The sequence below is a fragment of the Clostridia bacterium genome, from assembly GCA_012840125.1.
Taxonomy (GTDB): domain Bacteria; phylum Bacillota; class DULZ01; order DULZ01; family DULZ01; genus DULZ01.
In genome coordinates this window covers 84,410-98,387 of the sequence record DULZ01000092.1, presented here as the reverse complement: position 1 = coordinate 98,387, position 13,978 = coordinate 84,410, and the positions used below count along the sequence as shown (strand labels likewise).

General features: G+C 50.9%; 12 protein-coding genes. All 12 read right to left on the bottom strand.

Features of this window, described 5'->3' with window-relative positions:
* Window positions 1-21 precede the first annotated feature (21 nt).
* Window positions 22-2,112: a type I DNA topoisomerase gene (gene topA / locus GXX34_10950; protein HHW08022.1), complete on the bottom strand. Its 2,091-nt coding sequence runs from the start codon at window positions 2,110-2,112 to the stop codon at window positions 22-24.
* A 74-nt stretch (window positions 2,113-2,186) separates the two neighbouring features.
* Complete coding sequence (gene dprA, locus GXX34_10945; GenBank protein HHW08021.1) at window positions 2,187-3,278, bottom strand: DNA-protecting protein DprA; 1,092 nt, start codon at window positions 3,276-3,278, stop codon at window positions 2,187-2,189.
* Window positions 3,279-3,535: 257 nt separating this feature from the next.
* Complete coding sequence (locus tag GXX34_10940; GenBank protein ID HHW08020.1) at window positions 3,536-5,083, bottom strand: YifB family Mg chelatase-like AAA ATPase; 1,548 nt, start codon at window positions 5,081-5,083, stop codon at window positions 3,536-3,538.
* A 52-nt stretch (window positions 5,084-5,135) separates the two neighbouring features.
* The gene (locus GXX34_10935; GenBank protein HHW08019.1) at window positions 5,136-5,555 is read right to left on the bottom strand and encodes a YraN family protein; all 420 of its coding nucleotides are present in this window, start codon (window positions 5,553-5,555) and stop codon (window positions 5,136-5,138) included.
* 78 nt (window positions 5,556-5,633) lie between these two features.
* A complete protein-coding gene (locus GXX34_10930) occupies window positions 5,634-7,079 on the bottom strand; it encodes an NADH-quinone oxidoreductase subunit N (protein HHW08018.1) in 1,446 nt (481 codons plus the stop codon).
* On the bottom strand, window positions 7,079-8,608 hold the full coding sequence (locus tag GXX34_10925; protein ID HHW08017.1) for an NADH-quinone oxidoreductase subunit M: 1,530 nt from the start codon (window positions 8,606-8,608) through the stop codon (window positions 7,079-7,081). The genes GXX34_10930 and GXX34_10925 overlap by 1 nt, the downstream gene beginning before the upstream one ends.
* A 3-nt stretch (window positions 8,609-8,611) precedes the next feature.
* Window positions 8,612-10,504 (bottom strand): NADH-quinone oxidoreductase subunit L, encoded by a 1,893-nt coding sequence (gene nuoL / locus GXX34_10920; GenBank protein HHW08016.1) that lies wholly within the window; start codon window positions 10,502-10,504, stop codon window positions 8,612-8,614.
* Between the two features lie 32 nt (window positions 10,505-10,536).
* Window positions 10,537-10,845 (bottom strand): NADH-quinone oxidoreductase subunit NuoK, encoded by a 309-nt coding sequence (gene nuoK, locus GXX34_10915; protein ID HHW08015.1) that lies wholly within the window; start codon window positions 10,843-10,845, stop codon window positions 10,537-10,539.
* Window positions 10,846-11,340, bottom strand: a complete 495-nt coding sequence (locus tag GXX34_10910; GenBank protein ID HHW08014.1) for an NADH-quinone oxidoreductase subunit J — start codon at window positions 11,338-11,340, stop codon at window positions 10,846-10,848.
* A gap of 36 nt (window positions 11,341-11,376) precedes the next feature.
* Complete coding sequence (locus GXX34_10905; protein HHW08013.1) at window positions 11,377-11,781, bottom strand: NADH-quinone oxidoreductase subunit I; 405 nt, start codon at window positions 11,779-11,781, stop codon at window positions 11,377-11,379.
* A gap of 4 nt (window positions 11,782-11,785) precedes the next feature.
* Window positions 11,786-12,832 carry an NADH-quinone oxidoreductase subunit NuoH gene (gene nuoH / locus GXX34_10900; GenBank protein ID HHW08012.1) on the bottom strand — a complete coding sequence of 349 codons (1,047 nt, stop codon included), beginning with the start codon at window positions 12,830-12,832 and terminating at the stop codon, window positions 11,786-11,788.
* A gap of 26 nt (window positions 12,833-12,858) precedes the next feature.
* Complete coding sequence (locus tag GXX34_10895; protein HHW08011.1) at window positions 12,859-13,977, bottom strand: NADH-quinone oxidoreductase subunit D; 1,119 nt, start codon at window positions 13,975-13,977, stop codon at window positions 12,859-12,861.
* Between the last annotated feature and the right edge of the window lies 1 nt (window position 13,978).

The window sequence follows — 13,978 nt, the reverse complement described above, 5'->3', positions numbered from 1 at the left end:
CATCCCTCCAGACCGCATCCTTCAGCTCTGAGGAGGCGCAGCTTCATAACCGCAACCGTCACGGGAACAGACCAATTTAACGGATTTCCGCTGCGGTTTTTCCAGGAGCAGGCCGCCGCAGTCGGGGCACTTCCTGTCCGTGGGCTTGTGCCAGGAAACCCAATCGCATTCCGGAAAGCGGCTGCAGCCGTAAAATGTCTTACCCTTTTTCGATTTGCGCACCACTACCTCCGCTCCACATTGCGGGCATGGTACCCCGATGGTTTGCATGAGAGGCCTGGTATTCCGGCATTCCGGAAAACCGGGACATGCCAGGAACTTTCCATAACGCCCAGTTTTAACCACCATTTGGCGCCCGCATTTCTCGCATACTTCCTCCGTCTTTTCCTCCGGGAGCTCCACTTTTGCCATTTCCTGCTCCGCATGTTCCAGCAGCTTGGCAAAAGGCTGGTAAAACTCTTCCACCACTGTTTTCCAGTCCACATTTCCTTCTTCAATCTCGTCGAGTTTTTGCTCCATATGGGCCGTAAACTCTATTTCGATTACATCCGGGAAAAACTCCTTTAACAGTTCTACGACAATGACGCCCAACTCGGTAGGAACGAATTGCTTGTTTTCCCGGACCACATAACCCCGGTTAAGAATATTCTCGATGGTAGGAGCATAAGTGCTTGGCCGGCCGATGCCCAATTCTTCTAAGGTCTTAACCAGCGATGCATCTGAATAACGGGGCGGCGGTTGGGTAAAGTGCTGCCTTGGATCCAGTTTTTTGAGCCCTAACCGGTGGCCTACTTCCATATCCGGCAAGAGCCCTCCTTCTTCGGCCTGCTCATCCTGCAGGTCCCCGTACACTTTAAGAAAACCGGGAAACTTCACCACCGAACCGGATGCCCTAAACTGGTACTGATTAGCTTCGATTTCCACCGTCGTCACATCCATGACCGCGGCACTCATCTGGCTGGCGACAAACCGTTCCCAGATCAACCGGTAAAGTCGAAACTGATCCCTCGTCAAATACTCTTTCACACTCTCCGGCGTTCTAAACACGGACGTCGGTCTAATGGCCTCATGGGCGTCCTGGCTCTTCTTGCCGGAGGTGTATTGTTTTGGCTGCGGGGGCACGAAAGGGCTGCCGAACTCTGTTTCAATATATCGTCTTGCCTCACCTTGAGCTTCTGCCGAAACCCTGGTGGAATCCGTTCTAATATAAGTAATTAAGCCATGGGCATCGCCCTTTTTGCCCAGTTCTATCCCTTCATACAGCTGCTGGGCCAACAGCATTGTCTTTCTGGCCACAAAACCCAACCTGCGATATGCCTCTTGCTGCAGGCTGCTGGTAGTAAAAGGCGGGTATGGGTTCCTTTTCTTTTCTTTTTTCTTAACGTCGGTAACGGAATAAACGGCCCCTTGCAGCCGCGCCAGCACCCGTTCCATTTCATCTTGGCTGCTTATCTCAATAGTTTTGCCGTCCGGTCCTTTAACCAGTTTGGCCAAAAACGGTTTTTCTTCCCGGTTGGTTAATTCCGCCGTCAGAGTCCAGTACTCTTCAGGTTGAAAGTTCTTGATTTCCTCTTCTCTTTCTACAATCAGCCGCACTGCCACTGACTGGACTCGTCCGGCACTCAGTCCTTTCCGCACTTTCACCCACAAAAGGGGGCTGATCTTATAACCCACCAACCGGTCTAAAACGCGGCGGGCCTGTTGGGCATTTACTCGATTGAAGTCAATTTCCCTGGGCTGCTTCACCGCCTCTTCGATGGCTTTTTTCGTAATTTCATTAAATTCAATGCGGCACTTTTCATGCTGCTCGATCCCTAAGATCTGCTGCAAATGCCAGGCAATGGCTTCCCCTTCCCGGTCCGGGTCCGGTGCCAAAAGAACCCGGTCGCTCTTCTTGGCCAACGCCCGGAGCTCTTTTAACAGGTCTCCTTTGCCCCTGATAGTGATATACTTAGGTTCAAAGCCGTTTTCCACATCGACTCCTAATTGGCTTTTAGGCAAGTCACGAATATGCCCCATGGAGGATCTAACAATGTATTTCCTTGAACCCAAATAATTGGTAATAGTCTTTGCTTTGGCAGGCGACTCGACAATAACCAGTGTTTTAGACAATGAAATTCACCTCAAGTAACAATGGTACCTACCCCTACTATTATAGTCAAGACCAAACCCTTTAGACGCACCATTTAAATGCTCTTTTTTATAAACTGCCTACCGGGTACCTGTTCTATGACTCCATTTAGTTCCAGCATCGTAAGCACCGCCTGCACCTTTCTGGCCGTCCATCCTGTTTTCTCGACCAGGGTTTCGATACTCACCGGCTCTAAACTCAATAATTGATACACTGCCTGTTCCTCCGGGGCCAGGCTAAGAGGAGACTGTGCTCCTGGCAGAGGTGGATCTTGTACCGGGAGCATAAACTCTTCTAGAATGTCCGCCACTTCTTCCACCAGCTTTGCTCCTTGCTTGATCAAGTTGTGCGTGCCCCTGCTGTTGGGACTGGTGATAGGCCCGGGGACGGCAAATACTTCCCGCCCGAACTCCAGGGCGAAATCCGCCGTGATTAACGCACCGGACTGGACGGCAGCCTCAACAATCAAAACACCCAAGGACAACCCGGCAATAATGCGATTCCTGGCGGGAAAATTGCCCTTCAATGGCTGGGTGCCCGGGGGATATTCAGTCATCACCAGCCCCTTTTCTTTAATCTGTTCCGCTAGCTTTATATTCTCCCGGGGATAAATAACATCTAAACCGGAACCCAAGACGGCAATAGTCCTGCCGTTGGCTGCCAAGCACCCTTGATGGGCCGCACTGTCAATACCGCGGGCCATCCCGCTCACGATCACAAACCCGGCCTGAGCCAACTCCCGGCCAAACTTTTCCGCCACCTTCTTTCCATAGACCGTCGCCCGGCGAGCCCCTACCACGGCTAAGGCCCGGTCGTCCCGGTCATGCCACCGTCCCTGGTAGAAAAGGACCGGCGGCGGATCATAGATTAGCCGCAGGCTGGCCGGGTACTCCCGGTCCAGGATCGTCACCGTTTGTATGTTCTTGCGAACCAGGTTGTCCAAAACTGCCTCCAAGTTTACGGCATCCCTGGCTGCGACAAATCGTTCCACAAACCTGTCTCCCAATTCATTGATGCTCTTTAACTGCCGGTAGGTGGCATGCCAGGCGCTTTGGGCGGTACGAAAGTGTTCTAATAATAAGTTGACGGTTTTCGCTCCCACTCCCGGAATATGGCGCAGGCCAATGAGATAATACCTGTCTTCCACCGGCAATACCCTCCCAACCCTTTTAATAAACAAAAAAGGGGAGAACTCCCCTAGTGCCCTGAACAAGCCTGCTGTGGTTGTTGGTCTTCTTTATGGTCAATGGCAGTCAATATCAAGACCAGTACGAACAACTGCAAAAACATACCTATAAAGGCATACAAGTAAAACATGCTCTCACTCCTCCCTTCATTATCCATATTATAACAAGTTCACATCCCTCTTACCAGCCCGTTTCTGCTTCTTTTCCTGCCGGCCACTTACACCGCGGCATAGGGCCTGTCCAAGAACCGGTACTGCAGCGCCTCGGCCACATGCTGATCGCTGATCAAGGAACTCCCGTCTAAATCCGCAATAGTCCTCGCAATCTTAATAATACGGTCATAGGCGCGCATGCTGAAACCCAGTTTAGCGAAGGCAGCCTGCAGCAATTTCAGTCCTTTTGGCTCGATGGGACACAGCCGGCTCACCAGGCTTCCTTTGATTTGGGCATTACAATAAAGACCGAATCTCTTTAACCGGTGCAACTGCCTTTGCCGGGCTTGGATCACTCTTTCCCTGATGCGGGAGGAGTCTTCCCCGTGGTTTTCTTGATGCAGTTCCGCCAAAGTTAACCTGGGCACCTCAATTTGCAGGTCGATGCGATCCAGCAAAGGCCCCGACAGCTTTTGCCGGTATTTTTGTACCTGATAAGGCGTACAGCAGCATTCGTGGTCCGGATCCCCCAGAAAACCGCAAGGGCAGGGATTAGCCGTGGCCACCAGCATGAAGTCCGCCGGGTAAACATATGAGGCTTGGACCCGGGATACCGTTACCTGCCTGTCTTCTAAAGGCTGCCGGAGGGCTTCTAGGACATCTTTACGGAATTCCATCATTTCATCTAAAAACAAAACACCATAGGTAGCCAGGCTGATTTCACCCGGCCTTGGATGCTTGCCGCCCCCAATGATACTGGCGGTGGAAGCCGTGTGATGGGGTGTCCGGAAGGGTCTTTGCAGAACCAGAGGCTGCTCTCTGCTCAATAAACCGGCTACACTGTAAATCCGGCTCACTTCTAAGATTTCCTCCGGCTCCAACGGGGGAAGAATGCTGATCAGACTGCGGGCCAGCATGGTCTTCCCGGAGCCGGGCGGTCCCATCAACAGCACATTATGCCCGCCGGCGGCGGCAATCTCAATGGCTCTTTTCGCTGCAGACTGTCCCCGCACCTGGTTAAAATTCAGGTGCTGCTCCACGGGTCGGCTGCTGATAACCTGCTCTAGGTCTATGCGAATGGGATTTATCTGGTTTTCTCCTTGCAGAAAAGCCACCAGCTCCTGCAGGGTTTGTACCGGGATGGCTTTAATGCCCGAGACCAGGCCCGCTTCAAACCCGTTTCCTTCCGGTATCACCAGCAAGTGGTCTCCTGCTTCAGCCAGGTTCTTGAGGCTCCATGCCATGGACAGCACACCGGGAATGCTCCTGATATCGCCGTTGAGGGATAACTCCCCGGCAAAAAAGCACCTCTGCCATAAATCCCCCTGCAGTTGACCCGTACTCAACAGTATCCCAACGGCAATGGGCAAATCAAAGCCCGGCCCTTCTTTTTTCATGACAGCGGGCGCCAAGTTAACGGTGATACGTTTGGCTGGAAATTCAAAACCCGAGTTTCTGATAGCCGTTCGCACCCTTTCTTTCGATTCACGCACCGCTGTATCAGGCAAACCGACTAAATCAAAACAAGGAAGTCCCGGGGATACGTCCACCTCAACTTGAACAGCCTGCGCCTCTAACCCAGCCAAAGCCAGTGAATTGACAACGGCCAGCACCCCACCATCTCCTTGCGTAAATCTTGTTAAGATAATTGTCAATCTTCTTGCATTAGAAGGCGTTGCGGATCACATCTATTGAATCAATTTTACCATTTTTCAGCAATATTGACACTACATCGAAACGGTAGTTTTGATAAAAAGGCCGCTTTTCCGCTAAATAGCGCAGAGCAATCTTCTTCAACCGGAATTGTTTCGACCTGGTGATACTCTCTTGCGGGTAGCCAAAGGCCAGGCTGGTACGGGTTTTCACTTCAACAAATACTAAGTCTTCATTATCACATGCGATGATATCAATTTCCCCTTGAGCACAGCGATAATTACGCTCTAAAATCTTATACCCCTGCTCCTGAAGAAACCGCACGGCAATATCTTCTCCCTCTTGCCCCGTCACTTTACGCCGGTCCACCCTCAGTTTCCTCCTTTCAAAAAAACAGCAACTAAAATTAATTCCCGACTGACAAATAGACATACTCGGCCTGTCTATTACCCAGGAATAAACAGGCCGAATATGTTAGAGAGGGGAAATTAATTAGTTGCTGTTCAACTGCTAAAACGGAAAGAAACTATATGCCACGTTCATCGCCAGGTCCAGTAACGGCGTCGGGTAAATGCCAAACAGGATCACCACCACCAGGCATACCGCCAGGGCCAGCTGGTTGCCGGGCGAGACTTTAATTGGCTCTGCTGTTTCTACCGGTTTGCCCAAGTACATGGCTTTTGCCACAATCAAATAGTAGTAAACGGATACCATGCTCATGCCAACACCGACAAAGGCAAGCCAGATCAGCCCTTTATCGATGACAGCCATGAACAAGTAAAACTTGCTGACAAAACCGGCTACCGGCGGGATACCGGCCAAGGAGAGCAGGCAGATCAACATCACCGCGGCTAAGAAAGGCGATGTTTGCGCCAGTCCGCTGTAATCCTTGATTTCATCACTACCGGTAGCATTCTTAACCGCTACGGCCACCCCGAACGCACCAATGTTGGCGAATACATAGAGAATTGAATGGAACAACAGGGCTCCTACCCCTAAGGAAGACACAGCCACCAAACCGAAGAGAATGTACCCTGCCTGGGCAATACTGGAATAGGCCAGCATGCGTTTGATATTGCTTTGCGGGATGGCAATCACGTTACCGACGATCACCGTTAACGCGGTTAATACCACGACTACACTCATCCAGTAAGGCTGCAAATCAGGTAAGGCAATCAGGAAAATCCTGACGAAGGCCGCCAAACCGGCAGCTTTTGAAGCAACAGCCAGAAAAGCCGTAACCGGTGTAGGGGCTCCTTCGTAAATATCCGGTGACCACATGTGGAAGGGTACCGCCGAAACTTTAAAACCGAAACCGGCAATCAACATCACAATTCCCAGCAGCAATAAGGGATTATTCCCTGCACCGCCAAGTTGGCCCACCATCTCCTGAATGATAGTAGTACCGGTGAAACCGTAAACCAAGCTTAAACCGTAAAGGAGGATCGCCGAAGACATGGCGCCTAAAATGACGTACTTCACGCCTGCTTCACTGGACTTGGCATCATTCTTCTGGTAGCCCACCAGGATAATGAAACTGATGGTCATCAATTCTAAACCGACGTACAAGGTGATTAAGTCGCCGGCGCCTGACAGCATCATCATACCCAAGGTAGCAGCTACCATTAAAGCATAATACTCTCCCTGATTCCGTTCCAACCGATTCACATAATCCCGAGAAGCCAAAGCTACAATAATGGCCGCCGTCAGGAAGAGGAAACGGAAAAAGACGTTATACGGATCCACCAAGTAAATGCCGCCAAACAGCGAAGCATCCTCCTGCCAATACAGCATGTTCAACAGCCAAATGCCGATTAGACCCACTACGGCAATCAAGCCGATGGCTTTGGCTTGGTCTCTCGGTACCAAAAGTCCCATCACCAAAAGGCCGAGGGCCAGTACTGCAGTGGCAATTTCAGGCATCATCAGGGAGAAATCTGTCCACTGGATCTGCATTAGAAAATACCCCCTATCTCAGCCGCAGCGGAAATTTTGGCCACCAAGGGTCCAACACCGACATTGATGGTATCGATCAAGAGGGATGGGAAGATACCAAACAAGATCAGGGTGCCAATGAGAACGACAATCGGTACCATTTCAACCCCTTTGGCATCGGTCAGATGATCCCAACGCGGGTTGCGGGGGCCGAAAAAGACTCTTTGCACCACACGTAACACGTAAATAGCCGTAATGACCACACCGAAAATAGCCAGTATGGAGAGTACGCGGAAGGGCAGCCAGCCGAAAAGAACCTTTTCCACTTCCCAAGAACCCAAAAAGATCAGAGCCTCAGCCACAAAGTTATTCAATCCCGGCAAGCCCAGGGAAGCCAAACCCCCGATTAAGAAGCCCGCGGCAACTCTGGGCATCTGGTGGGCCAGACCGCCAAAAGCGGCGATTTCTCTTGTATGGGCCTTGTGGTAGATATTACCCACCAGGGCAAAGAAGAGGGCGGTCATAATACCATGAGCAAACATTTGGGCTACGGCACCGTCGATGCTCATGAAATTCAGGGAAGCGATCCCTAACAACACATACCCCATGTGACTGACACTGGAGTAACCGATGACGAATTTCAGGTCCTTTTGTACCATGGCTACCAGCGCACCATAACACACGTTCACAATACAAAGAACAGCGATAAGAGGCGCCCAGTATTTAGCTCCCAAGGGGAACAGGAACACACCGGCACGGATTAAGCCGTATCCGCCCAGCTTCATCAAAACACCGGCGTGCAGCATACTCACGGCCGTGGGAGCGGCCACGTGACCGTCCGGAGACCAGGTATGCAGCGGCCACATAGGTACCAGGAACCCAAAACCAATCATCATCAAGAAGAAAGCGAACTTTTGGAAGGCTTCGTCGAATTCTACGGTACCCAGGGTCATGATGTCAAAGGTACCATATCCCAGCTGCCCCTTGGCATAGAGGTAAAGGGCGATAATACCGATCAAGGCAAAGGCACTACCTACCAACAGGTACAGGGTCAGCTTCATCGCCGCGTATTCTTTCCGGGTACTGCCCCAGACACCGATGAGGATATACATGGGCAGCACCGCCACTTCGAAGAACAGGTAGAACCAGAACAAATCCCTGGATACGAAGACACCGAAGACGCCCGCCACCAGTATCAGGAGGAAGATAAAGAATTCCTTCACCCGCTCATGCATATCCCAGGAGGCAAAAACACCGGTGAAAATGACAATCGCAGTCAGCAGCACGAGGGGGAGACTCATCCCGTCAACACCTACGGAAAGGGTCACGCCGAAACGCTCAATCCAGACCAAATCCTGTGTAAACTGGAATCCCCCCGCTGTCTTATCATACATGACGTACGCGTAGATAGACAGCACCAGGGAAACAAAGGTGGCCACCGCGGCTGTAATCTTAATGACCCGCTCATCCTTACCGGGAATGCACAGGATCACTAATGCTCCTATGACAGGGGCCAGAACAATGGTGAGAAGGATTGGAAAATCACTCATTAATTATATCCCTCCTAACACAGGTACTGCCAGCCACAGTGCGATGATCACGACAGCAGCGAAGATGACAAGGGCATAGTTTTGCACATTACCTGTTTGGATAAACCTCATCCTGGCACCGAAAGCTCTGATGGAATCAGCCAGTCCATCGGCAATACCGTCCACGATCTTGCGGTCGCACCACCGGCAAGCATCGGCCAGCTTGAGCATCACATGATCGAACAACCACAGGTACAATTCATCAATATAGAACTTATTGTAGAGCAAGGTATGGATCGGTCTAAACCGCTGGGCCAGCGCTTCCGCCGAGATGGACTGTTTGCCGTAGATTAACCAGGCTAAGTAGATACCAGCCAAAGCAATCACGGTGGACAAGATCATAATCGTATAGTTGGGCTGCGGGTGATGGGGCTCACCGTAATAAACCCACTCGGCAAAACCGTGTTCCGTGAAAGGAGTGCCGATAAACCCGGAAAAGACGGCGAACACGGCTAAGATTAACAAAGGTATCGTCATGACCAGTGGGCTCTCATGGGCATGATGATCCGTTCGTTTCTCACCGAAAAACGCCACAAAAATCAAGCGGAACATGTAAAAAGCAGTCATAAACGCTACCGTGAGACCCAAGATCAGGAACAAAGGACCAAGGATCGGTATCCCGTAATACTCCCCGGCATGGGAAGCAGTAAGCAGGATTTCATCCTTACTCCAGAAACCGGCCAGCGGGAAAATTCCTGCCAGGGCCAGAGCGCCGATGATGAAAGTCCAGGTAGTAACCTTCATCTTCTTACTCAAACCGCCCATTTCAAAGATGTCCTGGGTATGCACCGCATGAATCACGCTACCGGCTCCCAAGAACAGCAAGGCTTTGAAAAAGGCGTGGGTGGTCAGGTGGAACATACCCGCCGTGATACTGCCCAAACCGATGGCCATCACCATGTAACCCAACTGGCTCATGGTGGAAAAAGCCAGGATTCTCTTGATGTCCCGCTGCACCAAACCGATGCTGGCGGCGAAAATGGCGGAAAATCCACCGATAATAGCCACTATCAGCAGGGCCGTTCTCGCACTTTCAAACAGCACAAATCCCCTCGCCAATAGATACACACCGGCAGCCACCATGGTGGCGGCGTGGATCAAAGCACTGACCGGCGTGGGACCTTCCATGGCGTCAGGCAACCACACGTGCAGGGGAAACTGGGCCGACTTGGCAATGGGTCCCACAAACACCAGCAGGGCCACCACCGTCAAAAGGGCCTCATTGGTATAGGAAGGGATGAGTTCGGCTAATTCCATGAAATTGAAAGTTCCAAAGATCAGGAAGAGGAAAAACATACCCAGCATGAAGCCGAAGTCTCCCCACCGGTTGGTGATGAAAGCTTTCTTGTTAGCTTGGGTAGCGGAATCCTTGTGAAAATAGAAACCGATCAGCAAGTAGGAGCAGAGACCCACCAGTTCCCAAAACATGAAAATCTGGAAATAGTTATTGGAAACCACCAGGCCCAACATGGAACAACTGAACAAGGAAAGGTAAGCAAAGAAAACGGAAAAACCGGGATCCCCTTTCATGTAACCAATGGAATAGATCATCACCAGCAAAGCGATAAAAGTGACCACGAACAGCATAACAGCCGACAGGGGATCAATGAGGACGCCCGCCTCTATGAACAGTGAACCGGGCACTTCTAACCATCTGGCCTTTAATTCAACGGGGCTGTGCATGGTAATCGGGTTGGTTAAGACTTCAATCCCAATCCCTAAAGAAATGATGAAGGAGCCCAACATGGCCAGGATAGCCGTTAGAGCACTCACCAACTGCAAGCGCCTGGTCAGGAAGACAATAATAAGGAAAGCAATAGCCGGTAATACGGGAATTAACCAAGCTAGTTTAACCATGGATTTCTTGTCACCTACCTTTTAATTCCAATCTACCATTTGAGCCAATCCAGATCATTGATATCAGTGGTTAGACGTTGACGGTAGATGTTAAGGATTAATGCCAAACCGACAGCTACTTCAGCAGCGGCAACCACAATGACCATGATGGCAAATATCTGCCCGGTTACTTCACTAGGATTGAGAAACCTGTTGAAAGCGATCAAGTTAATGTTGACCGAGTTCAGCATCAATTCGATGCTCATGAGAACCGCGATGGCATTCTTTTTCGCCACCGCACCGTATAACCCTATGCAAAAGAGGATTGCCGCAAAGATGAGGTAATGATTAAGAGTTACCACTTATTCCCTCACCTCTTTCGCTATGATGATTGCTCCCACTAAAGCTACCAGCAGCAGCACACCGGCAATTTCAAAAGGAAGTACGTACTGTCCCAGTAAACTCTGTGCCAGGAAGCCCACCTCTTTGATGGGAGCAGTGACGGAGGCAACGGCCCAATCCGCCTTGGCAATCATACTGATAATCCCAGCCATGAGGGCCAAAGACACTATACCCCCACCAATCCGGTAATTATTGAACAGGTTGCTCTCCCGGATATCTCCTCTTCTGGTCAGCATCACACCGAAAACGATGAGGATCGCAATGGCACCGGCATAGACAATCACCTGCACCGCCGCTAAAAACTCCGCTTCCAAAATCAAGTAAGTAGCAGCCACCCCAACGAAAACCACCACGAGCCAGAGGGCACTGTGGACCAGGTTGGTCAGGCTGACTACGGCTAAGGCGGCCAGGATGGTCACTCCGGCTATGATCCAAAACACTAATGGTGACACCATGTCATAATCACCCCGTTTCTCAAACCGTAAAAGTCATTATTCATTGGCCACTTGTTTCTGTTGCTCCCTGGCATAGAGGGTAAGGACCACATCCCCACGCCGGTAGGCACTTAGTTCAAAATCGTTTTCCACATGGAGCGCATCATTGGGGCACGCCTCTACGCACAAACCGCAAAACAAACAAAATCCCAGGTCCATGTAATAACCCGTCAAGAACCTCTTCTTGTTTTCATCCCGGTCGGACAAAACCGTGATTACGCTGTTGGGACATGAATTGCTGCAAACACCGCAAGCATTGCACTTGTCCGGTTCCAAAGAAAAACTGCCATGGGATCGCGGCGGCAAGTTCGGCTTCCTTTCCGGGTATTGCTCCGTGATGGCCTTCCCTACCAGGTGTTTTGCCGTCACCCGTAACCCTTTTAACAGTCCTGTGCCAAACACGTTATCACCACCCTAATGTTTGATACCACTTATAGATTTCCAAGCCGATGCCGGTAACCAGCACGTTGGCTAAGGACAAAGGCACTAAGAATTTCCAGTTGAAAGCCATCAAATGGTCGATCCGGATCCTGGGCAGGGTCCAGCGGAACCACATGTACACGGCGATCATGGCGTAAACCTTGATCATAAACCACAGCCAGGACGGCAGCCAAGGACCTTGCGGACCGCCCAAGAAGAGGGTGGCAGCAATGGCCGAAACGGCAATCATATTGGTATACTCAGCCAGGAAGAATAATGCATACCGCATACCGCTGTACTCAGTATAAGGCCCTGCGGTCAGTTCCTGTTCCCCTTCTGGCAAGTCAAAGGGTTGGCGGTTCAGCTCGGCCGTCGAAGCAATCAGATAGATCAAGAAGGCCACCGGCTGCAGCACTACGAACCAAACGGTCTTTTGGGCAGCCATAATATCGGAAACCCGCAGAGACCCTGCCAGCATGATTACTCCCAGAAGGGACAACACCATCGGAATCTCATAGCTCACCATTTGCGCCACGGAGCGCATGCCGCCCAACAAGGACCACTTGTTGTTGGAACCCCATCCAGCCATCAAGAAGGCCATGGTTGCCGTCGAGGCGACCGCTACGAAGTAGAAGATACCAATGTTCAGGTCTACCGCGATCATGTTCTTCCCAAAGGGCACCACGGCGAAGACCATGATGGCAGGTACCATGACAACAATGGCGGCAATACGAAAGACCCACCGGTCAGCAGCGTTCGGGATGATGTCCTCCTTACCCAAAAGCTTCAGCACATCCAAAACCGTTTGAAATAAGCCGCGCGGGCCGACCCGGTTAGGACCTAACCGCTGCTGCATGTAGGCTGACAGCTTCCGCTCCAGGTATACCAGGTAGATAACATTTAGTAACACAAAGGCGAGAATACCTAATAAATAAACCACCGCCATTACGGCCTCAATCATCATGGAGGACAGTCCCAGACCGGTTAGCCAGCCGCGTATTGCACCGGCGATATTGACGAAAAGGTTTTCCATAGTCCTCTCCCCTAAGCTATTTTTTCTTAACGATCGACTTCACCCAGGATGAAGTCAATGGAAGCAATCGTGGCTATCACATCCTGAATCTTCAAACCTATGCACATCTCCGGCAAGGCTCCCAGATTAACAAAGGATGGTCCATGAATGTGAACCCGGTAAGGTTTATTTGAACCGTCACTCACCACGTAATAACCCACGCAACCTTTGGAACCCTCAATCTGGTGATAGACTTCCCCGGCGGGAGGTTTAATGACCCTAGGCACTTTTGCTTTCACAGGCCCTTCCGGTATATCCGCTATCGCCTGCTCAATGATCCTCAGGGACTGCTTCATTTCGTCAATGCGGATGACGAACCTGTCAAAACAATCCCCATTCTGATAAACAGGCACTTCAAAGTCAAATCTATCGTAAATACCATAAGGAGCTACTTTGCGCAGATCGTAAGCTACACCGGCAGCCCTCAAGTTAGGACCGGTAACTCCATAGGCTAACGCTTTCTCCGCCGTCAGCACTCCAACACCTTTGGTTCTGGTGATAAATATTTCATTACCGACGATAATGTTGTCATACTCTTCAAAAGAAGCAGGCATACTGGCCATGAATTGTTTCAGTTGGGGCATGAACTCCGGCGGCAAGTCATCCGCCACTCCCCCAATCCTCATGTAACCGGGTGTCATCCTGGCACCGGTAACCATCTCAAATAAATCCAGAATCTTTTCCCGGTCCCTGAAAAAGTACATCCAGGGAGTATATCCACCCAAATCCAAGGCATAACTCCCCAGCATCAACATGTGGCTGGCAATTCTTTGCAATTCACACAGGATCACCCTGATATACTCGGCTCGTTCCGGAACCTCGATACCCATGAGCTTTTCCACCGCCTGCACATAGCCCAGCTCGTTGAGCAAAGCTGATGCGTAATCCATGCGGTCGGGATAGGGGATAAACTGGGTATAAGTGCGTGCCTCAGCCAGCTTTTCCATGCCGCGGTGCAGGTAGCCGATCACGTTCTCCATACCGGTGATATATTCCCCGTCCAAGGTTAAGACCGCCCGGTAAACACCGTGAGTACTGGGGTGCTGGGGTCCCATATTCAGTGTCAGTTCTTCCGTACGCAAGAATTTGTTGTCTGCTACGGACATT

Bases quoted from the DNA above. Each gene is read 5' to 3' on its own strand.
- GXX34_10935 (HHW08019.1), bottom strand. From the start codon at position 5,555: ATGTCTATTTGTCAGTCGGGAATTAATTTTAGTTGCTGTTTTTTTGAA.
- GXX34_10930 (HHW08018.1), bottom strand. From the start codon at position 7,079: ATGCAGATCCAGTGGACAGATTTCTCCCTGATGATGCCTGAAATTGCC.
- GXX34_10925 (HHW08017.1), bottom strand. From the start codon at position 8,608: ATGAGTGATTTTCCAATCCTTCTCACCATTGTTCTGGCCCCTGTCATA.
- nuoL (HHW08016.1), bottom strand. From the start codon at position 10,504: ATGGTTAAACTAGCTTGGTTAATTCCCGTATTACCGGCTATTGCTTTC.
- GXX34_10910 (HHW08014.1), bottom strand. From the start codon at position 11,340: ATGGTGTCACCATTAGTGTTTTGGATCATAGCCGGAGTGACCATCCTG.
- nuoH (HHW08012.1), bottom strand. From the start codon at position 12,832: ATGGAAAACCTTTTCGTCAATATCGCCGGTGCAATACGCGGCTGGCTA.
- GXX34_10895 (HHW08011.1), bottom strand. From the start codon at position 13,977: ATGTCCGTAGCAGACAACAAATTCTTGCGTACGGAAGAACTGACACTG.